Genomic DNA, 20,899 nt, shown 5'->3' with positions numbered 1-20,899 from the left:
CAGCGGCGTTTGCGCTTGCAAAAGCAGGCTGAACGCATAAAAGTGCCTAAACACTCGCCATGCCCAAAAGGACGCCAGAGCACGCATGACCGCGCGGCAACGCATCATTCCCGTCCGGCGCGAATATAACCGCTGGGTCGCCGACCAGACGCTGGAAGATTACGCGCTGCGCTTTACCGCCAAGAGCGCACGGCGCTTCTCCTCCACCCGCATTGCCCAGACCGCCATCGGTGCGATTTCCTTTCTGGCGCTGGAAGCCATCGGCGGTGCCATCACGCTGTCCTACGGCACAACGAATGCCTTTTTTGCCATTCTGGTCGCCGCCGCCGTCATGCTGGTGGTCGGCCTGCCGATCAGCCGTTATGCCATCCGCCACGGCGTCGATATCGATCTTCTGACGCGCGGCGCAAGTTTTGGTTATATCGGCTCCACCATCACCTCGCTGATCTATGCCAGCTTCACCTTCATGCTGTTTGCGATCGAAGCCTCGATCATGACCGGCGCGCTGGAGCTTGCGCTCGGCATACCGCCTGCCATCGGCTACATTATCAGCGCTGCCGTGGTGATCCCGCTCGTCATCTACGGCGTGCAGCTGATCTCGCGTTTCCAGCTGATCACCCAGCCGTTCTGGATCGTGCTCAACATCCTGCCCTTCATCTTCATCGCCACCATGGACTGGGAAAAGTTCGATCTGTGGCGGGCTTTTGCCGGCATCAACCATTCGAATGCGCAGGTGGACGGGGCCGCCCCGTTCAACCTTCTGGAATTCGGTGCCGCCTCCGCGGTGATCTTGGCACTGATGCCGCAGATCGGCGAGCAGGTGGATTTTTTGCGCTTCCTGCCGGCGGAGGGCCAGCAGAAATGGCGCCACCGGCTGGCGATCTTTCTCGCCGGCCCCGGCTGGGTGGTGGTCGGCGTGCCAAAACTTCTGGCCGGCTCGTTTCTGGCGGTGCTGACGCTTTCCACCGGCGTGCCGGTGCGCGAGGCCGGCGATCCCGCCCATATGTATCTGACCGCCTTCGGTTACATGATCCCCAACGAGACGGCCGCCCTTCTCCTGATGGCCGCCTTCGTGGTGGTGTCGCAGCTGAAGATCAACGTGATGAACGCCTATGCGGGTTCGCTTGCCTGGTCGAACTTCTTTTCGCGCCTCACCCACAGCCATCCGGGCCGCGTTGTCTGGCTGATCTTCAACGTCGCGATCGCGCTTTTGTTGATGGAGCTTGGCATCTACCGGCTGCTGGAGGCGACGCTTGGCATTTTCTCCATCATCGCCATGGCCTGGCTTTGCACGATTTCCGCCGATCTCTTCGTCAACAAGCCGCTCGGCCTTTCGCCGCCTGGCATCGAGTTCAAGCGGGCGCATCTGTATGACCTGAACCCGGTCGGGCTCGGCGCCATGCTGGGTTCAACCGCGATTGCGCTTTCGGCGCATTTCGGCCTGTTTGGACCGCTTGCCGCCTCGCTCTCCACCTTCCTCACGCTGTCAGCCTTCCTGCTTTCGCCGCTGATTGCCTGGGGCACGCGCGGGCGCTTCTATCTCGCCCGCAAGCCGCGCCATGCGTGGAAAAACCTCACCGCCATCACCTGCTCGATCTGCGAACACCCTTTCGAGCCGGAGGACATGGCGTGGTGTCCCGCCTATGCGGCGCCGATCTGTTCGCTCTGCTGCTCGCTCGACAGCCGCTGCCATGACATGTGCAAGCCGAAAGCCCAGATGAAGGCGCAGATCGGCAGCGTGGCGCGCTCCTTCCTCTCCGATCACATCGTCGAGAGGCTGATGACGCGGCTTGGCCGCTACGCCATGACCGCCATCCTCTCGATCTCGCTGATCGGCGGCATCATGGCGATGATTTCCTATCAGGTGAGCGAGGCGACACCGGCCAATGCCGAGGTGGTCTACGGCACCATCCTCATCGTCTTTTTTGTCTTCGCCATCATCGCCGGCATCGTCTCCTGGTTTTATGTTCTGGCCCATGACAGCCGGGTGGTGGCAGAAGAAGAATCTTCCCGCCAGAACACGCTGCTGCTGAAGGAAATCGCCGCCCACAAGAAAACCGATGCGGCCCTGCAGAAGGCCAAGGAGACGGCGGAAGCCGCCAACCGCGCCAAAAGCCGTTATGTCGTCGGCCTCAGCCACGAGCTGCGCACGCCGCTCAACGCCGTGATGGGTTATGCGCAGATTCTTGAGCGCGACGAGAGCATCCCTGCCCCGCGCCAATCCGCCATCAAGGTGATCAAGCGCTCGGCCGATCACCTCTCCGGCCTCATCGACGGGCTGCTCGATATTTCCAAGATCGAGGCCGGCCGGTTGCAGGTCTATTCGAACGAGATCAACATCCAGGATTTTCTCGACCAGATCGTCGAGATGTTTCGCCCGCAGGCGCAGGCGAAGGGCCTGACCTTCACCCATATCCGTGCCCGCAGCCTGCCGCACTATGTGCGAAGCGACGAAAAACGGTTGCGCCAGATCCTCGTCAACCTGCTCTCCAACGCCATCAAGTTTACCGATCAGGGCACCGTCACCTTCGATGTCGCCTATCGCAGCCAGGTCGCTACCTTTACCGTGTCCGATACCGGGCGCGGCATTGCCGAAAAGGACCTGCCGCGCATCTACGAGCCGTTCCAGCGGGGCGAAGCGGAAAACATTCGGCCGATGCCGGGGCTTGGCCTTGGCCTCACCATCACGCAGCTTCTCACCAACACGCTGGGCGGCGAGATTTCCGTCAAAAGCCAAAAAGACGAAGGTTCAACCTTTCGCGTCCGCCTGATGCTCTCGGCCATCGACCGGCCAAGCACGATGCCCGCGCCGGAAAAGAAGATCGTCTCCTATACCGGCCCGCGCCGCACGCTGGTTGTGGTTGACGATAACGAGGACCACCGCGACCTGATGCGCGAAGTGCTCTCCCCGCTGGATTTCGTCGTGCTGACGGCCAATGGCGCCACCGAATGCCTCACACTGATCGAAGGCGTGAAGCCGGATCTCTTCCTTGTCGATATCCTGATGCCCGGCATGAACGGCTGGCAGCTGGTGGAGCGGTTGCGTGAAAGCGGCCAGACGGCGCCAATCCTGATGCTGTCGGCCAATATCGGCGATGGCGCGAGCACCATCCGCGACGGCGATGGCCATAGCGATACGATTGCAAAACCCGTCGATATCCGCCAGCTCTCCGACAAGCTGGCCCTGCATCTTGGCCTCACCTGGATTTACGAAGGCGACGTTGAACCAGAACCGCCGCCGCCGGTTCCGGTGCTCAAAAGCCCCGGCGAAACGCATCTGCAGGACCTCATCCAGCTCGGCGAAATCGGCTATGTCCGCGGCATCGAGGCAAAACTGGCCGATCTCGACAAACTGCCGGAAAACCAGCCCTTTACCACCGCGGCCGGGGCCTATATCCAGTCCTTCGATCTGGCGGGATATCTCAGCTTCCTCAACCGGTTCCGCGAGGAAAGGGTCGCCGACGATGCCTGACATTAAGAGCGAGCAGCCCCGCGACATCGTGCTTCTGGTGGATGACAGCCCCGAGGCGCTGGGTTTTCTCACCGAAGCGCTGGAGCAATCCGGCTTTTCCGTGCTGATTGCCACATCCGGCCAGTCGGCGCTCAACATTGTCGAGCGCATCACACCGGACCTTATCCTTCTCGATGCCGTGATGCCGGCCATGGACGGTTTTGCCACCTGCCGGCGGCTGAAAGCCAATCCGGCCGTCTCGCAGGTGCCGGTGATCTTCATGACGGGGCTGACCGAAACCGAACACGTGGTCAATGCGCTCGATTGCGGCGGCGTCGATTATCTGACCAAGCCGATCAATATCGACGAATTGCGCGCCCGTATCCGCGTGCATCTGTCGAACGCCCGCTCCGCCCAGAGCGCGCGTGTGGCGCTGGATGCTGCCGGCCGCCACCTGCTGGCGGTGAAGGGCAATGGCCAGCTGCACTGGTCAACGCCGCAGGCAACGCGCCTCATCAACGCAGCAACCGGCAGCGATGACGGGCTTGATATCGTCGTGCAGCATATTGCAGCCTGGATGGGCGGCCGTGAAAAACCGGGCTTTTCCCGCGATGCCTCGTTTGCCTTCACGAAGGCCGGCGAAGCCAGCCTGCAATTTGCCTTCCTCGGCGCGATCGGGGCCGACGAATATCTGTTTCGTGTGACCGGCCAGAACAACCGCGCCGACGATGCGGTGCTGCGCGAGCATTTTCCGCTGACGACACGCGAATCCGAAGTGCTGCTATGGATCGCCAAGGGCAAGTCCAACAAGGATATCGGCGATATCCTCGGGCTCTCGGCGCGCACCGTGAACAAACATCTGGAGCAGATTTATGTAAAGCTCGGCGTTGAAAATCGGGCGTCTGCGGCAGTAAAGGCCGCCCATGTGCTGCACGAGGTATAGGCGGTAAAATGAAGCACCTGGCCGGCAGGCGCTATTTGCGAAGATCGAAAACGCCAAGCTCGCGCCACATCCACCCGAAATCATAGCTCGACATCGGATCGGCGGCGTCAGGGCGCTGGCCTGACTGGTTTTCGAGATATTTCAGCCAGTCCGCCACCTTCTGCCGACCGGCCGAGGAGCGCACCGCCTGCCGGGGCGTCTTGTCGCCGAGCATGCCGACGGGCTGGTCGAGCGTTTCGCGGTACTGCCGGTCCATGAATCCGTGGACGATCTGCTCTGCTATTTCGGGCGGGATCCCCTCCATCGGGTCATCCCCCTCCCGCACCGGCGGGTCAGCCATCATCTGCTCGACAGTGCGGATTTCGGTGAGTGGCGCGCGCACCAGATCCCCGAGCGATTGCTCAACAAGCGTAACCGCCTTTTCCGCACGTGTGGCGGAATTGGTGGAGACATGCAGGAAGCGCCCCTTCAGTTCGAAATTTCCAAGTACACGCAAGCCGTTATCCATGATCGTATCGAGGGTCATGTCCGCCGCGCTCTTGCCTTTGCCTTTGCCTTTGCCCTTTCCTTTGCCTTTGGGCTTCTCTTCCAGCCAGTTCCAGAACTTGGCATTCTCCTGGGAAAGGCCGGGAACGGCACCCAGCCGCGCCGCAATATCCTTCTGCGTTGTCCCTGTTGCCAGCGGGAACCGCGCCTCGTGGAACAGAAGCGGTTCACCGTCACCATTCTGAAGGTCCGGCACGTCCATCACCTGCTCAAGGCCGTCCGACAGCCATGTCATCGAGAACATCGGCGCAAGGACTTGCAGGTCTTCATCCCTCACCGGCGCCCGCTTTTTCGATGTCTTGCCGCCGAGCACATCATGGATGTCGCCGATCAGCGTCTCAGCATTTTGCTGCTTGAACGGCAGCAAACCTCCGGCAAACACCATTCGGCCCATGACCGGCACGATGCGTGCGGCAATCCTGTCCCATTGCTGCAGCGTCTTTGTGGCGGTGCCTTCGTGAACGAGCACCGGTTCGCCGCCGCGAATGAGGTCGCGGGCAAGAAGCGAGGTTCCGGGCACGACATCGCTCACCTCGTACATGCTCATCACCGAAGTGCGCAGGGCCTTCATATAGGCCTTTGCCTGGGCGCCCTCTTTCCAGCCGCGGCGTTTCAGATATTCATCGACGATGTTGACGCCTTCGACGTCGAAGTCCTGGGTCAGAAAGTCCTCGAAAACCGCTCCCCAAAGCGTCATCGCCCAGTCTTCACCGATGATATCGACGACATCATCGAATTCCAGGTCGCTGGCATCGAGAATGATGCCCACATGCTCATCGAAAACCTCATCGAAACATTCCTGCCACGGGTCACGCATCAGGAATTTCATCAAGCCGTTGAGTTCATGGCTGGATGGCATGGCGTGTCTCCCGGTTGTGACGATCTCTGGCCTCGGCAGGGCATCGAAACGTGCTACGGTTCTTTGGGAAAAGATTTCGGGCCATCGACGCGATCCGGCAAGATGCATTGTGAAATTTCAAACGCATTTTTCAGCGATGGGTCCCCTCTGCCGTCCAGCAACGGCTTCCCCTTTCTCCGACAACGACTGTTTGGCCTTTCGCGCGCCGTTCAGCGCAGCCCCCTTCTCTTCCTCACCGGAAAGGCAAAAACCATGAACCGTTTCGTCATTCTTTCCGGTTGTTCCGGTGGCGGGAAATCCAGCCTGCTTGAGGAATTGCGCCGCCGCGGTCATGCGGTCGTTGAAGAACCTGGGCGGCGCATCGTGGCGGAGGAGCTTGCAGGGGATGGCGCTGCACTGCCGTGGAACGACCTTCAGGCCTTTGCGGAGCGCGCCATCACGCTCTCGCTCGCGGATCGGGCAGCGATGGCCGGCCAAACCGGCTGGGTGTTCTTTGATCGCGGGCTGGTGGATGCGGCGTCAGCCCTTGCCCACGCGACGGGCGATGGTCGGACAATGCACGACCTCTGCCGAAAGCATCGTTACCACGGCCGGGTTTTCCTCACGCCGCCCTGGCCCGAAATCTACGTGACCGATGGGGAACGTCAGCACGGGTTTGAAGAGGCGGTGGCGGAATATGAGCGGCTGTGCGCCGTCTATCCCACGCTCGGCTATGAGCCCGTGATCCTGCCCAAAACCACGGTTTCGCAGCGCGCTGATTTCGTGCTCGCCCATCTGGCGAACTGATCCGGCGCATCGCCAGCCGCGGCCGGACACGAAAAAGCCCGGCGCGAGCCGGGCTTTCCGTTGATAGTGGCAGCGGTTTCCCGCCCGCCAAAAATCTTACATCTGGAAGTAGCTGTACTTGCCGTCAGCGCCCTTCTTCCACTCGTACATGACATAGTCAGGACGGGTGATGTCGCCCTTGGCGTCGAAGCCGATGTCGCCGATGGCGGTCTTGAACGGACCCTTGGCCTTCATCGCTTCAGCAACCTTCATCGGATCATTGCTGCCGGCAGCCTTGGCGGCGTCAGCAAAAATCTGCAGGGCAGCGTAGGAATAGAGCGTGTAGGCTTCCGGCTCGAAGTTTGCAGCGCGGAACTTGGCCACGATGTCCTTGGCGTTCGGGTTCGTGCGCGGATCCGGCGGGAAGGTCATCAGCGTGCCGTTGACGGCGTCGCCGGCGATCGAAGCCAGTTCGTTGGAGGTGATGCCATCGCCCGACATGAGCGGAGCCTTGAGGCCCTGGTCCGCCATCTGGCGCATCAGGAGACCGGCTTCCGTGTGCAGGCCGCCGAAATAAACGATGCCGACGCCGGCTTCCTTCATCTTGGACACGAGGGCGGAGAAGTCCTTGTCGCCGACGGTGATGCCTTCGTAGATGACTTCCTTGATGCCAAGCTTGTTCATGGCCTTCTTGGTTTCATCGGCAAGACCCTGACCATAAGTGGTCTTGTCATGCACGACGGCAACCTTGGCGGTCTTGAACTTTGAAGCGATATATTCGCCGGCAACAGCACCCTGCTGGTCGTCACGACCGCAGGTGCGGAAGGTGTTCCACAGGCCACGCTCGGTGAACTTCGGGTTGGTCGAGGCCGGTGTGATCTGCACGATGCCGTTTTCGGCATAGACTTCAGAGGCCGGGATCGAAACCGACGAGTTGAAGTGACCGACGACGAACTTCACGCCATCGGCTACAAACTTGTTGGCAACCGAAACGCCCTGCTTCGGGTCCGACACGTCGTCGCCGAGCACGATCTTGATCTTTTCGCCGTTGATGCCACCGGCAGCATTGATGTCGGCTGCGGCCTGTTCGGCACCCTTCTGGAGCTGTGCGCCGAAGGCTGCGTTCGGACCCGTCAGCGGGCCACCGATGCCGACGAGGACATCGGCCCAGGCCGAACCACTGAATGCCATGACGGCTGTCAGTGCCACGGCCGAAAGAAGAGACTTCTTCATTGTGTTACTCCCAGTTTTTGAGCGGGTTTGAATTAAAACCTGCGCGAGACCCACCACACTCTCGCGCCGGAAACGTGTTCCCTGTTTATCGCAGTCTGAAGCCGAAAGCCTCAGCCTGTCAATTCTTCTTATGCCACGAAAAAGCAGAGCTTTTTTCGTAAAGCCAGTAGTAGTTTTCCACCATCTGGCGGGTGCGGCGATGACGGAAACCTGCTGTTGCCACGATCAGCAGCAGCACGACATCGAGCGCGTAGAAGCCGATGCTGAGGAAAGGTCCCTGGAACAGCGAGAAATGCAGGAACCGCAACAGCACGCCGAGCAGAAGCACGTAACCGATCACCATCGGATAATCCTTCCAGCTTTCGGCAACCGCCTTGCCGGTGCGCCAGGCCGTCCAAAGGCCGATCATCAGCACGATGAACCGCAGGACGTAACGGGCGCCGGTATCGCTTTCGAAAAAAAGTCCCTGCATCTCAAGCTCTCCCTGACGCTTGGCGGAAAGACGACATGGCGGGGCTTGTTGCCCTGGCCCGGATGGAGATGTGCGCGATCAATGCCGTCCACCTTCCAGATAGGCGGCCCGCACTTCCGGGTTGGCCAGCAGTTCCCGGCCCGATCCGCTCATGGTCACCTTGCCGTTCACCATCACATAGGCGCGGTGCGACAGTTTCAGCGCCGCAAAGGCGTTCTGCTCGACGAGGAAGACGGTCAGCCCCTCCTTCTCGTTCAGCACCTTGATCGCCTCGAAGATTTGCTTGACGATCAAGGGTGCAAGACCGAGCGACGGCTCGTCCAGCAACAGAAGTTTCGGGCGGGCCATCAGCGCGCGGCCGATGGAAAGCATCTGCTGCTCGCCACCCGACAACGTTCCGCCGCGCTGGGACTGTCTTTCCTTGAGGCGCGGGAAGAGCGTAAAAATCTTCTCCACGTCCTCGTTGAAATATTTCAGCTGGTCGAGACCAGCGCCCATCTGCAGGTTCTCATAGACCGTCATGCGCGGAAAAATGCGCCGTCCCTCAGGAGACTGGGCAATGCGCTGGCGGGCGATCAGATGCGTCGGCGTCTTGGTGATGTCCTGCCCGTCGAAGACGACGGTGCCGGTGCGCGCCTGCGGACTGCCGCAGATCGTCATCATCAGCGTCGACTTGCCGGCGCCGTTGGCGCCGATCAGGCTGACAATTTCACCCTTGTTGACTTCGATATCGACACCGGAGAGCGCACGGATATTGCCGTAATAGGTTTCGACGCCGCTGACCTTCAGGAGAGGTTCGGCTTTGATCGTGTTGACGGCCATCACAGCGTGCCCCCGTCGAGTTCTTCGGCAATGACTTCTTCCACCTCGTCGTCCTCGACGCCGAGATAGGCGGCAATCACCTTCGGATCATTCTTCACGTGATCCGGGTTGCCGTCAGAAATCTTCTGCCCGTATTCCAGCACCACCACATGGTCGGAAATTTCCATCACCACCGACATGTCGTGTTCGATGAGCAGGATGGAGGTTCCGGTCTCGTCGCGGATACCGTTCAAAAGCGTGTTGAGCGCCAGCGATTCGCGCGGGTTAAGGCCGGCAGCCGGCTCATCCAGGCATAAAAGCTCCGGGCCGGTACACATGGCGCGGGCAATTTCCAGACGGCGCTGGGCACCGTAAGGAAGGTCGCCCGCCGGATCGTCGGCGCGGTCGGTGAGGTCTGCCCGTTCCAGCCAGTGGCGGGCAAGCTCGATCGAGGCTTCCGCCTCGCGCTTGTAGGAACCGAGGCCGAGCAGGCCCATTACCGTGTAGCCAGACGCCTTCATCAGCTTGTTGTGCTGGGCGACCAGCAGGTTTTCAAGAACCGTGAGGCCTGAAAACAGCCGGATGTTCTGGAAGGTGCGCGCCACCTTGGCATGTTTGGTGATCTCGAAATCGGTGAGGCGTTCCAGCAGGAACTCCTTGCCGGCTTTCTGGCGCAGGGTGATCATGCCCATCGTCGGCTTGTAGAAGCCGGTGATGCAGTTGAAGACGGTCGTCTTGCCGGCGCCGTTCGGGCCGATCAGCGCGGTAATTTCGCCGCGCTTGACCTCCAGCGAGAGGTCGTTGATCGCCATCAGGCCGCCGAAGCGCATCGACAGATGCTCTACCTTGAGAATGGTATCTGAAGTCATGGTCTCATTTGCGGATGTCATCAGCCGTGACCTTCCTTGGTGAAGCTGCCGGATACGGACTTGCGCTCCTTGAGGAAGGCCGTGGGTTCACGCGAGCCGACGAAACCGCGTGGCTTGAACAGCATGACCACCACCATGGCCAGACCGAAGAGCAGCATGCGGTAAAGTTCCGGCGTGAAATCCGGCCCAAAAATGTGTTTCAGGAATTCCATTTCGCGCAACGCCTCGGTGCCGCCGATCATGACGACGGCTGCAATGGCGATGCCGGTGAGCGAACCCATGCCGCCGAGAACCACGATGGCCAGAATGACCGCCGATTCCAGGAAAACGAAGCTTTCCGGCGACACGAAACCCTGGCGGGCGGCAAAGAACGACCCGGCAAAACCGCCGAACATCGCGCCGATGGCAAAGGCCGTCAGCTTTGTCTTGACCGTATCGATGCCGAGCGAACGGCAGGCAATCTCGTCCTCGCGCAGCGCTTCCCAGGCCCGGCCGATCGGCATGCGGCGCAGCCGGATCGTCACATAGGCGGTGATCAGGCAGAGCGCCAGGATCACGTAGAACAGGAAGATCTTGTAATAGGCCGAGGACATCGGCAGGGCAAACACCTTGGCGAAGTTGTTGGGGGCACCGACATCGAAGGAATAGATGCCGAAGATCGAAGCCTTGGCGACGCCGGAAATGCCCGCAGTACCGCCGGTGACTTCCGACCAGTTCATCAACACGAGGCGGATGATTTCACCGAAGGCGAGCGTGACAATCGCCAGATAGTCGCCGCGCAGGCGCAGCACCGGAAAACCGAGAATGATGCCCCAGAAGGCCGCCAGAATGCCCGCCATTGGCAGAAGCACCCAGAAGGACAGGCCAAAATGGTCCGACAGAAGCGCGTAGGAATAGGCGCCCACCGCATAGAAGGCGACATAACCGAGATCGAGCAGGCCGGCGAGGCCGACGACCACGTTCAGACCCCAGGCCAGCATCACGTAGATGAGGATCTGGATGCCGAAATTGTCGACGAATTTCAGCGAACCCTGCACGCCATAGAGGGTGACGATAACAGGCGGATAGAGCACGAGCGCGATCATCGCGATCTTGAGGAAATGCCGGTGGAAAAAGCCCTTGTCCTCGGACACTTCGAGAAGGCCGGCCTTGGCCTTGCTCAGCTTGCGCCGATCAATGTTGGGGCGGATGAAACCGACGACGAGGAAGCGGCCGACGGCGGCAATCGCCACGAACACGGCCAGCAGGCCCCAGCGCATGCGCCAGACCAGCGCATTGTCGATGTTCTGATAGGTTTCGACGCCGACATAAAGAAGGAACATGCCGAACGCCAGCAGGCCGGCAAAGAGGCCCTCGCGGAGCGCCTTCGCCATGAGGCCCGGCGCCGCGTCGGTCGCCGGAGAATTTGCATTGCTCATGATGTTACACCTTCTCCACTTCAGGCCGGCCCAGAATGCCGGTCGGCTTGAAGATCAGAACGAAAGCGAGAATGGCAAAGGTCGCCACGTCCTTGTAGGCAATGGAGAAATAGGCCGACCACAGGGATTCGATGAGGCCGATCAGAAGGCCGCCGAGAACAGCACCCGGCAGCGAGCCGATGCCACCGAGAACGGCTGCGGTAAAGGCCTTGACGCCCGGAATGAAGCCATCGTTGAACGAGGCGACGCCATAATACATGAGGTACATGGTGCCGGCGACGGCCGCGAGCGCTGCGCCCATGACGAAGGTGATCGAGATGGTGCGATCCACGTCAACGCCGAGCAGGGCTGCCATCTTGCGGTCCTGTTCGGTCGCACGCTGGGCGCGGCCGAGCGGCGTCTTGTTGACGATATACCAGAAGGCGGCGAGCAGCACGCTTGTCACGATGACGATGAGGATCTGCTTCAGTGAAACGGTGATCGTGCCGAAGTGGTAGACATCATTGACCAGCGGCGGAACCGGCTTGTTGCGCGGGCCCTGCGTGACCTGGATGAAGTTCGACAGCACGATCGACATGCCGATCGCGGTGATCAGCGGCGCAAGGCGGAAGGAACCGCGCAGCGGCCGGTAGGCGACACGCTCGATCGTCCAGTTCCACAGGCTCGTCACCAGCATGGCAACGACCAGCATGACCAGCAGCGCCAGCGCCACGGGAATACCGGCAAAAAACGAGGTGAGGATCAGGAAAACGATAAGGGCAGCAAAGCCGCCGAGCATGAAGATATCACCATGGGCAAAGTTGATCATGCCGATGATGCCGTAAACCATCGTGTAGCCAATTGCCACGAGGCCATAGATCGATCCAAGAGTCAGCCCGTTTAAGAGCTGCTGGATAAAATACTCCATATTTTTCCCCCGGGCGCGATTCGTTAAATTCGATCGTGCCTCTAGTCTGTGTGGCCCTTACGGGTTCTTAGGTTTTGTCGAATTGATACCGCTTTCACTTGAAATGTGAAGTCAAAAAGCCACAACCGCCACAGTTTCCCCGCACTTTCCCGTGCAATGCCGCAAATAAAATCATCAGCGCCATAAAAACGGCATCTGCTGATCATTTTGGCAGCGCTTCAGCCCCGCATCCGCTGACCATCCGGATCAAAGAGGGCCTGCGTGATCAGGCGGGCCGGCAGCATTTCGCCGAGCACCTCGATCTGCCAGCCGTCACGCGTCGTCGCAAACTCCTTCGGCACATATCCCATGGCAACGGACACGCCGGAGGCATGGGCAAAACCGCCGGATGTGACCCAGCCGACAACCGAACCATGGATGGAGATCGGCTCATCACCGAGCACGTCGGCATCCCTTGCATCCACAACAAGCGTCACCAGCCGCAGCGTGCCGCCTGCCAGCTTTTCCTCGATCGCCCCCATCTTGCCAATAAAATTCACGTCTTTTTTCAAGGCAATGAACCGGCCAAGGCCTGCTTCCATCGGGCCATAAAGCGGGCGATATTCACGCGACCAGCTGCCAAAACCCTTTTCCAGCCTGAGCGCATTCAGCGCCCGAAGGCCAAACAGCCGGATGCCGAACTCTTCCCCGGCCTGCATGAGGACCTCAAACAGGCTGCGCTGGTATTCCGGCCGCAGCCAGATCTCGTAACCGAGATCGCCGGTATAGCTCACGCGTCCGACGATCGCCGGCACCATGCCCAGCTCCATCTCGCGGATCGACATGAAGGGAAAGGCCTCGTTGGAGAGGTCGAGATGGGTAAGCTTCTGCAGCACGGCGCGCGCCTTGGTGCCGGCAACCGACAGGCCAACGAGACCAAGGCCAAGCGCGCCGAGCACCACCAAACCGTCCTCCGGCAGATGCTCCTCGAACCAGCGCATGTGGTAATCCTCGGCAATGCCGGAGCCGATCAGCAGAAACTCGTCGCCATCCATGTTGGCGATGGTAAAATCGCCGATCAGCTTGCCCGCCTCGTTCAGCATCGGGGCGAGCGCCATACTGCCGACGGAGGGAAGCCGACCGGCGAGCATGATATCCAGCCATTGGGCGGCCCCCTCGCCGCTCACCGAATATTTGGCAAAGCCGGAGGTTTCCATCAGGCCGACGCTGTCTCGCACCGCCTTGGCTTCCGCCCCCACCGTTTCGAAATCGCTGGAGCGGCGCCACGAGAACTTGTCCTCGACACCCTCTGGCGCAAACCACAGCGGCGTTTCAAGCCCGGCATAAGCGCCGAAAACCGCCCCTTCCGCCTTCAGCCGGTCATAGATCGGCGTTGTCAGCAGCGGACGGGCGGCGGGCAGTTCCTCGTTCGGATAGCGGATGGAAAAGCGGCGCGAATAGTTTTCGCGCACCCTGGCATTGGTATAGGCCGGCGTTGCGTAATCACCGAAACGGCAGACATCCATGGCAAACACGTCAAAACCCGGATCGCCCTCGATGATCCAGTTGGCAAGCGCCAGCCCAACACCGCCGCCCTGGCTGAAGCCGGCCATGACCGCGCAGGCCGACCAGTAATTGGTGAGCCCCCGCACCGGGCCTACCAGCGGATTGCCATCCGGCGAGAAGGTGAAGGGGCCGTTGACGATCTTCTTGATGCCGGCATTGTTGAAGGCGGGGAAATGGCGAAAGCCCACTTCCAGCTCGCCACTAATGCGCTCCAGATCTTCGGGCAAAAGTTCCGGGCCGAAATCCCAGGGGGTTTCCAGTGGCGACCAGGGGCGGCAATCCTTTTCATAGGTGCCCATCAGCATGCCGTTGCGCTCCTGGCGGATATAGATCTCGCCGTCGAAATCCACGCAGTGCATCAGTTCGCGGCCGGTCGAACGGTTGAACTCGATCACTTCGGGCATGTCCTCGGTGATGAGATACATGTGCTCCATGGCGAGAACCGGCAATTCGACGCCCACCATGCGGCCCACTTCGCGCGCCCAGAGGCCAGCGGCGTTCACCACATGCTCGGCATAGATATCACCCTTGTCGGTAATCACCCGCCAGCTGCCGTCTTCCAGCGGAATGAGGTTTTCGACCTTGGTGTGCAGGTAGATCTCGGCGCCGTTCTTTTTGGCCGATTTCGCATAGGCATGGGTGGTGCCATAAGGATCGAGATGGCCTTCATGTGGATCAAAGACGGCGCCGACGAACTGCTTGGGGTCCAGCAGCGGCATCATCTCATAGGCTTCTTCGGCAGAAATCAGCCGCGCCTCGCCGCCGGCATATTTGCCCTTGGCGAGCAGCGATTTCATCCAGTCGAAACGCTCCGGCGTTGCCGCCAGCATCAGGCCGGAGGTCATGTGCAGACCGATATCCTGACCGGAATATTCCTCGATCTCCTTGTAAAGCTCGACCGTGTATTTCTGCAGCTTGGCAACGTTCGGATCGCCGTTGATCGTGTGCATGCCGCCGGCCGCATGCCAGGTCGAGCCCGCCGTCAGCTCGGCCCGTTCCACCAGCACCACATCCGTCCAGCCGAATTTCGTCAGGTGATAAAGCACCGAACAGCCGACGACCCCACCCCCGATAACGACGACACTGGCATGGCTTTTCATGAATGGCGGCTCCCTCTGCGAACAGAAATAGTTGGATCAGGCTCGGGCGGATATGCGACGCCCAAGAACCTTGTTCAGGACACATCGCATCTATTCGACAAGGATCGTATCGGCATCAGCGTAGGTGTGTGCGGACCTGTCTGATCCGGACATCTGCACGGCAGAAGGATAATCATCTCGTTCCGGGAAAGATACGGGAAATCAGGTGCGTGGCAATGTCGATGCGCAGGCGCAACTCCGCCTCAAGCGCTGATTTCTCAAGGTTCAGCATCAGCGCACGCAGATGAACACCGCCGAGAACAGTCGAGATGACCATATCCGCGAGAATACGGGGATCGACATCCGCCGGCAGTTTGAGGGACGGATCACTGGCGAGCACCTGCGTGACCTGATTGACCGTTTTTTCGATGCAATCGCGATAGAATTGTCCGGCCAGTTCCGGATATTTCAGCGATTCTGCGATAACCAGCCGCGTCAGCGTGATCTGCCGGGGCGACAGAATGATCGTCGCAAGGTCCCCCAGCATCCGGGCGAGCGTATCGGTGGCGCGCCCCGGCTGCGAGATCCCCTCGCTCACGGGCACCACATCATGGCTTTGCACCAGGGCGCTGAAAAGCGCAGCCTTGTCCGGATAGAATTTGTAGACCGTCTTTTTAGCCATGCCACAGGCGCGGGCCACCTCTTCCATTGTTGCATCGCCATAACCGAACTGTTCGAACACGCGCTCAGCACCCTGCAAGATCAACGACTTGCGATCATCGTCCGCAAGACTTGGCGGCCGTCCTGCCTGTGAGGCTGAAGATACCATCGACTCATCCCTGGAAAAATCGGTTGACAAAAGGAAACGCCATCGTTTCCATGTCGGATTTCATCCTATACCTGGCTCGACGGACGAACTCATGCAACAGAAAAACACTTCCCTTGCGGTGTCCCTGGGCGCCGTCTGCGCCCTCGGTCCCTTCGCGACCGACATGTATGTGGCGGGCATGCCGCGCATGGCGCAAGATCTGGCGACCACTGGCGCCCATATCCAGCTCAGCATGATGACCTATTTCATCGGCTTCACGATCGGCCAGCTGTTTTACGGCCCGGTGTCGGACAGGACCGGCCGAAAACCGATGATCTATCTTGCGCTTTCCATCTTCATCCTGGCCTCGATAGGCTGCATGTTCAGCATGACAGCCAACCAGTTGCTGGGCTTGCGTTTCCTGCAGGGGATTGGCGGCTCGATCGGCATGGTGATTGCAACCGCATCGATCCGGGATGTCCATACCGGTCAGGCAGCCGCCAAGCTGATGTCTGTGGTCATGCTGGTCCTCAGCATTGCTCCCGTGCTTGCGCCACTGATGGGTGGCGTGCTTCTGCAATGGGGCAGTTGGCGCAACATTTTTGCGGTGCTGGCGGTGTTCGGCGCCCTGGTGGCGCTTGTCACCGCCACGATGCTTCCGGAAACCCGCATGCCGGAACTGCGCGTCATCAGCCGGCCCGGAGCAGCACTTCGCTGGTATGCAAGGCTGTTGTTTGCGCGCAACTTCATTCCCTATGCCGGGGCGCTTGCCTTGGCACAGGGCGGCTTCTTTGCCTATATCGCCGGGTCATCCTTTGTGCTGATCAATGTCTATGGCCTGACGCCCATGGCCTATGCGTTCATCTTCAGCCTCAACGCAATCGGCATCGGAATTGGCGCACAGGGCGCCTCCAAGGTCGCCTCGCGCATCGGCATCCGGGCGACGGTGAAACTGGGCTCTCTCCTTTATGCCGGAACCGGCATCATCCTCTTGACGATGCTGATTGTTGGTGCCGACAGTCTGCTCTCTGTCTGCATTCTTTTGTTTGTCATGGTCATGGCGATCGGGAGCATCATGCCGACCTGCAACATTCTGGCAATGGAGGCGCAGGGCGCGATATCGGGAACAGCCGCGGCATTGCTCGGGGCGCTCGGTTTTGGCGCAGGCGCACTCGGCAGTTTTGCCATCGGCATCCTCGACGACGGAACCGCGTTGCCGTTGATCTTTGTCATGACGACCTGCGCTGTCGCAACGGCCGCGGTTGCCGTTCTGACCTTCGGTTCCTCCGAGATGACGCACGAAGCGACGGCCTGATCCCTCTTCAGGCGAACCCAGCCGTGAGTGCAAACTCGCGGCCCATCTCCTTGATCTCTTCGAATACGGTGCCTGAATAAGAGCGCGGCACGATAATCTCGAAGGCATCGTCTGCGGTGCGGGCAAGATTGCCGGAAACGTGGGCGATCAGCATGGGCGCGGACATATTCAGCGCAAAAGCGTCCGGGTGGAGATCGACCGCCACGCATTTGGCAAGGATCTTTCGAGCGTGCGGGCCGTCGAGGCGCAGCAGCACGCGCCCGTCGCTGTCATCGAGGATGGCGGCGCCGGGGATGGCGTGAAGTGTGCGCATCAGGCTCTCCGGCGCCATCTCCTGCGAGACGGCCAGCCATTCGCCGGGGCCGCAGACCCGCTTGGACACACTATCCATCATGGCGAGCGCCAGATCCACATCGCTCTCGTCACCGGCACGGGCGAGCACACAGGCAATGGCCGGACGGCGGAAGACAGAGAGATGGTTGGCGTTGGGCCTGGTCTCAAAGCCGGTGATATGGTCTTCCAGCACATGCCGGTGGGTGTAGGTGATCGACATCTTCGAAAATCCCCTCAGGCCTGCAGTTTCAGATTATCGTGATCGACAAAGACCGGCGAACACACCTCTGCCAGCACCTCGCTTTCGCGCAACCGGTCCCAGACAAGGACCTTTTCGCCAAGACGCTCGCGCCCGGATTTGAGCAAGGCAAGCGCGATATAGCGGCCAAGCGTCGGGGAATAACAGGCGGAGGACACAAAACCCTGATCGTTGGTGGTCGACGGCTTGGCGTTTTCCTTCAGGATATGCGCGCCGGCCTTGATCTCGGCATCCGGTTCCACCGGTTTGAGGCCGACCATCTGCAGCCGGTCTGCGGCGGTGAGGCCAAAGCGGGTGGAGAGGCGTTTGCCGATGAAATCCGGCTTCTGCATCGCCATCATGCGGCCAAGGCCGACATCGTCGGCGGTGGTGCGGCCGTCGAGTTCGCTGTGGGTGACATGGCCTTTCTCGATGCGCAGCACGTTCAGCGCCTCCACACCATAAGCGCAGATGCCATCCTCGCGGCCGGCTTCCATGAGGTGATCGGCCACCGCCTCGCCGTAACCTGCGGGCACGGCAAGCTCATAGGCGAGTTCGCCGGAAAACGAGATGCGGAAAAGGCGTGCGGCAAGCCCGCCCTTCAGCGTCACCGCACGGGCGGTAAGGAACGGGAATGCGGCATCGGACAAATCATCTTCCACCAGACGCTGCAGGATGATGCGGGCTTTTGGTCCGGCGAGCGACATCTGCGCCCACTGGTCTGTGGTGGAGGCAAAACGCACATCGAGATCGGCGAACAGAACCTGCGCGCAATAGTCCAGATGCGCCATCACCTCGGCCGCATAGGCGGTCGTGGTGGTCATCACATAATGGTTTTCCGAAAGCCGGCTCACCGTGCCGTCATCGAAAACGATGCCGTCCTCGCGCAGCATCAGCCCATAACGCGCCTTGCCGACGGGAAGCTTCAAAAAGGCATTGCTATAAACGCGGTTCAGAAATTCCGCCGCCTGCGTGCCAAAAATCTCGATCTTGCCGAGCGTCGAGACATCACAGAGCCCGGCATTTTCACGCACGGTCAGCACTTCACGATCGACGGATTCGCGCCAGGTCTTTTCTCCGGGGCGCGCAAACCAGGCGGAGCGATGCCAGAGGCCGGCCTCGACAAAAACCGCACCGTGTCTCGCCGCCCAGCCATGCAGCGGCGAGCGGCGGGTGGGGCGCGATTGCTCGGCGCGCGCCGTGCCCGCCAGAGCCCCGAAGGAGACGGGCGTGTAGAAGGGACGGAAGGTGGTGGTGCCGACAACGGCCGGTGAGACACCGCGCATGCCGGCGACAAGCCCTACCGTGTTGATATTGCCAAGCTTGCCCTGATCGGTCGCCATTCCGGCGGTGGTATAACGCTTGGTGTGTTCGATATGGCCAAAAGCTTCGCGCTGCGACAGGCTCAAATCCGCCACCGTCACGTCATTCTGGAAATCCACGAAGGCCTTGCCCTTCGAGCCCTGCACATACCAGAGCGGTGCAAAGGCCGGGTCGTACTCGCCTTCGACTTCAGGAATGTCAGCGTCATAAGCGGCAAAACCCAGATCGCGGGCAAGCGCCACGGCTTTTTCTGCCCCATCCCTCAGGCAGGCCGACAGGCGATCAAGCCCGGCCGCAGCGCCCGCAGCGACAAAACCAGAGCCGACATCGGGCGCCAGAAATGCCTGATGGGCCTCGCTCCACACCGGCTTTGCGCCGCGCTGGCAGAGAAGATGGACAATGGGAGACCAGCCGCCGGACATCAGAAGCGCATCGCAATCGATCACCTCTTCGTGGCCGGAACGCTCCGCCACTAGGCCGGTGAGCCCGAGCCGCCCGCGCGTTGCCGTGACAGAAGCGCCCGAAAGGATGCGCAGGCCTTCTCTTGCCAGATCCGCCTGCGCGAGGCCTACATCCTTGCGTGGATCGATGATGGCTGTGACTTCGACGCCGGCTGCCGTCAAATCGGCTGCCGTGCGATAACCGGAGCCGCCATTGGTAAACACGGCCACCTTGCGCCCGACGCCCACGCCATAACGGTTGAGATAGGTGCGCGCGGCACCCGCCGTCAGGATGCCGGGGCGATCATTGCCGCCAAACACCAGCGGGCGTTCTTCGGCACCGGTCGCCAGAAGCGCCCGCTTTGCAACGATCCGCCAGACCCGCTCCACCGGCAGGTCCGGATCGGGCAGCGCCACATGTTTCTGCACCTTTTCGACCGCACCGAACACCATGTCGTCGTACCAGCCGAACACGGTGGTGCGGGGCATCAGCGTGACATTGGCAAGGCTTGCCAGTTCGGTGATGATGGCTGCGGCAAAATCCGCAGCCGACAGGCCACCCACCACGGCGGTTTCCGACAGAAGCTGCCCGCCCAGCTGAAAATCCTCGTCGGCCAGAATGACGCGAAGACCGGCACGCGCCGCGGCAAGGGCGGCCATCAGCCCGGTCGGGCCGGCCCCGATGACCAGCAGGTCGCAATGCGCCCAGGCCTTTTCATAACGGTCGGGATCGGGCTCCATCACCGCCCGGCCAAGGCCTGCGGCGCGGCGGATCAGCGGCTCATACACCTTTTCCCAGAAGGATGCCGGCCACATGAAGGTCTTGTAGTAGAAACCGGCCGACAGGAAGGGCGACAACAGGCTGTTGACCGAACCGATATCATAGGCAAGCGACGGCCAGCGGTTCTGGCTGGCAGCCGTCATCCCCTCGTAAAGCTCGGCAACGGTGGCACGCGCATTGGGCTCGCTGCGGGCACCGGAGCCCACCGTCACCAAGGCGTTCGGCTCGGCGGAACCGGCCGTCACGGGGCCGCGCGGGCGATGATATTTGAAACTGCGGCCCATCAGCATCTGGCCATTGGCCAGAAGCGCAGACGACAGCGTATCGCCGGCAAAACCCTTCAGCGGCTTGCCATCGAAGGTAAAGCGCAGCGGCACCGCACGGTTGACGAGCCCGCCGGAAGACAGTCGATGCGGGGTCATGCGAGGCCCTTTCCAGCGGAAGCCTGGGCGTCCTCTCCCAGGGCCGCGGGACGCCTGAACAGGGCGGCATCCGTGACCGACAGAACGGCATGGCTGACATTATCCCGCTCCACCACCAGAAAGCGCCGGCAACCGCCGACATGGTGCCAGTGCTCGAAGATGACGCCCTTCACATTGTCGCGCAGATAGACATAGGCATGCCAGGCTTCATCCGGCGCATGGGAGGCTGGACGCTGAGGCAAGGCATCGCCGCGAACGGTGAATTCTTCCTTGGGACGAACCCCGCAATGGGGACAGGTGATCAGGCTTGCCATGATAAAAACTCGTCAATGCGGGGTCGTGCGGGTTGGG

16 protein-coding genes are annotated in these 20,899 nt (G+C 60.8%); 4 read left to right on the top strand and 12 right to left on the bottom strand.

Annotated features, from left to right (window positions below; genetic code table 11):
- Positions 1 to 85: 85 nt before the first annotated feature.
- Both AC4CWF_RS05160 and AC4CWF_RS05155 read left to right on the top strand, forming a co-directional pair.
- Complete coding sequence (locus AC4CWF_RS05160) at positions 86 to 3,472, top strand: hybrid sensor histidine kinase/response regulator (protein ID WP_491284062.1); 3,387 nt, start codon at positions 86 to 88, stop codon at positions 3,470 to 3,472.
- On the top strand, positions 3,465 to 4,394 hold the full coding sequence (locus tag AC4CWF_RS05155) for a response regulator (protein ID WP_491284061.1): 930 nt from the start codon (positions 3,465 to 3,467) through the stop codon (positions 4,392 to 4,394). Before AC4CWF_RS05160 ends, AC4CWF_RS05155 begins: the two co-directional genes overlap by 8 nt.
- A gap of 31 nt (positions 4,395 to 4,425) precedes the next feature.
- On the opposite strand, the gene AC4CWF_RS05150 is transcribed toward AC4CWF_RS05155, so the two are convergent.
- Positions 4,426 to 5,799 carry a DUF7986 domain-containing protein gene (locus AC4CWF_RS05150; RefSeq protein WP_491284060.1) on the bottom strand — a complete coding sequence of 458 codons (1,374 nt, stop codon included), beginning with the start codon at positions 5,797 to 5,799 and terminating at the stop codon, positions 4,426 to 4,428.
- A gap of 252 nt (positions 5,800 to 6,051) precedes the next feature.
- Here AC4CWF_RS05150 and AC4CWF_RS05145 point away from each other — a divergent pair, with 252 nt between their 5' ends.
- Positions 6,052 to 6,585, top strand: coding sequence for an AAA family ATPase (locus tag AC4CWF_RS05145; protein ID WP_491284059.1), 534 nt, complete (start codon positions 6,052 to 6,054; stop codon positions 6,583 to 6,585).
- Between the two features lie 96 nt (positions 6,586 to 6,681).
- Here AC4CWF_RS05145 and AC4CWF_RS05140 read toward each other — a convergent pair whose 3' ends face one another.
- The 8 genes from AC4CWF_RS05140 to AC4CWF_RS05105 all read right to left on the bottom strand — a co-directional run bounded on the left by AC4CWF_RS05140 (position 6,682) and on the right by AC4CWF_RS05105 (position 15,717).
- A complete protein-coding gene (locus tag AC4CWF_RS05140; RefSeq protein ID WP_491284058.1) occupies positions 6,682 to 7,797 on the bottom strand; it encodes a branched-chain amino acid ABC transporter substrate-binding protein in 1,116 nt (371 codons plus the stop codon).
- A 118-nt stretch (positions 7,798 to 7,915) separates the two neighbouring features.
- Positions 7,916 to 8,269, bottom strand: coding sequence for a DUF6867 family protein (locus AC4CWF_RS05135; protein WP_491284057.1), 354 nt, complete (start codon positions 8,267 to 8,269; stop codon positions 7,916 to 7,918).
- A 78-nt stretch (positions 8,270 to 8,347) separates the two neighbouring features.
- Positions 8,348 to 9,091, bottom strand: a complete 744-nt coding sequence (locus tag AC4CWF_RS05130; RefSeq protein ID WP_491284056.1) for an ABC transporter ATP-binding protein — start codon at positions 9,089 to 9,091, stop codon at positions 8,348 to 8,350.
- On the bottom strand, positions 9,091 to 9,960 hold the full coding sequence (locus tag AC4CWF_RS05125) for an ABC transporter ATP-binding protein (protein ID WP_491284055.1): 870 nt from the start codon (positions 9,958 to 9,960) through the stop codon (positions 9,091 to 9,093). Before AC4CWF_RS05125 ends, AC4CWF_RS05130 begins: the two co-directional genes overlap by 1 nt.
- Complete coding sequence (gene livM, locus AC4CWF_RS05120; protein ID WP_491284054.1) at positions 9,960 to 11,357, bottom strand: high-affinity branched-chain amino acid ABC transporter permease LivM; 1,398 nt, start codon at positions 11,355 to 11,357, stop codon at positions 9,960 to 9,962. The genes AC4CWF_RS05125 and livM overlap by 1 nt, the downstream gene beginning before the upstream one ends.
- Before the next feature lie 4 nt (positions 11,358 to 11,361).
- Positions 11,362 to 12,264: a branched-chain amino acid ABC transporter permease gene (locus AC4CWF_RS05115; protein WP_491284053.1), complete on the bottom strand. Its 903-nt coding sequence runs from the start codon at positions 12,262 to 12,264 to the stop codon at positions 11,362 to 11,364.
- A gap of 218 nt (positions 12,265 to 12,482) precedes the next feature.
- Positions 12,483 to 14,909, bottom strand: a complete 2,427-nt coding sequence (locus AC4CWF_RS05110) for a GcvT family protein (protein ID WP_491284052.1) — start codon at positions 14,907 to 14,909, stop codon at positions 12,483 to 12,485.
- Between the two features lie 172 nt (positions 14,910 to 15,081).
- Positions 15,082 to 15,717 (bottom strand): TetR/AcrR family transcriptional regulator, encoded by a 636-nt coding sequence (locus tag AC4CWF_RS05105; protein ID WP_491284051.1) that lies wholly within the window; start codon positions 15,715 to 15,717, stop codon positions 15,082 to 15,084.
- Between the two features lie 91 nt (positions 15,718 to 15,808).
- On the opposite strand from AC4CWF_RS05105, the gene AC4CWF_RS05100 reads away from it, so the two are divergent.
- Positions 15,809 to 17,011 carry a multidrug effflux MFS transporter gene (locus AC4CWF_RS05100; protein WP_491284050.1) on the top strand — a complete coding sequence of 401 codons (1,203 nt, stop codon included), beginning with the start codon at positions 15,809 to 15,811 and terminating at the stop codon, positions 17,009 to 17,011.
- 7 nt (positions 17,012 to 17,018) lie between these two features.
- On the opposite strand, the gene AC4CWF_RS05095 is transcribed toward AC4CWF_RS05100, so the two are convergent.
- From AC4CWF_RS05095 to AC4CWF_RS05085, 3 genes are read right to left on the bottom strand one after another with little or no spacing between them, the layout of a single operon-like run.
- A complete protein-coding gene (locus tag AC4CWF_RS05095; protein WP_491284049.1) occupies positions 17,019 to 17,564 on the bottom strand; it encodes a sarcosine oxidase subunit gamma in 546 nt (181 codons plus the stop codon).
- Positions 17,565 to 17,578: 14 nt separating this feature from the next.
- A complete protein-coding gene (locus AC4CWF_RS05090) occupies positions 17,579 to 20,548 on the bottom strand; it encodes a sarcosine oxidase subunit alpha family protein (RefSeq protein ID WP_491284048.1) in 2,970 nt (989 codons plus the stop codon).
- Entirely contained in the window at positions 20,545 to 20,862 is a 318-nt protein-coding gene (locus tag AC4CWF_RS05085; protein WP_491284047.1) for a sarcosine oxidase subunit delta, read from the bottom strand. Before AC4CWF_RS05085 ends, AC4CWF_RS05090 begins: the two co-directional genes overlap by 4 nt.
- Positions 20,863 to 20,899: the final 37 nt, after the last annotated feature.

It is taken from the genome of Neorhizobium sp. PAMB6630, assembly GCF_058242775.1.
Note: the sequence above shows the minus strand (reverse complement) of the source record. Positions and strands in the feature narration are given on the sequence as shown.